At 53.4% G+C, this 779-nt stretch carries 1 rRNA gene; it reads left to right on the forward strand.

The features are described from left to right. Nucleotides 1-751, forward strand: a 23S ribosomal RNA gene (locus Q3O60_RS17605); the annotation flags it as partial. Nucleotides 752-779: the final 28 nt, after the last annotated feature.

The raw sequence follows: 779 nt of genomic DNA on the forward strand, positions 1-779 counted from the left end.
TGGAGCCGACCTTGAAATACCACCCTTGTATGTTTGATGTTCTAACGAAGGCTGCTGAATCGCGGCTTCGGACAGTGTCTGGTGGGTAGTTTGACTGGGGCGGTCTCCTCCTAAAGAGTAACGGAGGAGCACGAAGGTTGGCTAAGTACGGTCGGACATCGTACGGTTAGTGTAATGGTAGAAGCCAGCTTAACTGCGAGACAGACACGTCGAGCAGGTACGAAAGTAGGTCATAGTGATCCGGTGGTTCTGAATGGAAGGGCCATCGCTCAACGGATAAAAGGTACTCCGGGGATAACAGGCTGATACCGCCCAAGAGTTCATATCGACGGCGGTGTTTGGCACCTCGATGTCGGCTCATCACATCCTGGGGCTGAAGTCGGTCCCAAGGGTATGGCTGTTCGCCATTTAAAGTGGTACGCGAGCTGGGTTTAGAACGTCGTGAGACAGTTCGGTCCCTATCTGCCGTGGGCGTTGGATAATTGAGTGGAGTTGCTCCTAGTACGAGAGGACCGGAGTGAACGAACCGCTGGTGTTCGGGTTGTCATGCCAATGGCACTGCCCGGTAGCTATGTTCGGAACGGATAACCGCTGAAAGCATCTAAGCGGGAAGCCGGCCACAAGATGAGTTATCCCTCAGACTATAAGTCTGCATAAGGGTCGTTGGAGACCACAACGTTGATAGGCAGGGTGTGGAAGCGTGGCGACACGTTAAGCTAACCTGTACTAATTGCCCGAGAGGCTTAACCATACAACGCCCAAGTGGCTTGTGTGCACGC

Source organism: Alkalimonas collagenimarina (genome assembly GCF_030717845.1).
Taxonomy (GTDB): Bacteria; Pseudomonadota; Gammaproteobacteria; order Enterobacterales; family Alteromonadaceae; genus Alkalimonas; species Alkalimonas collagenimarina.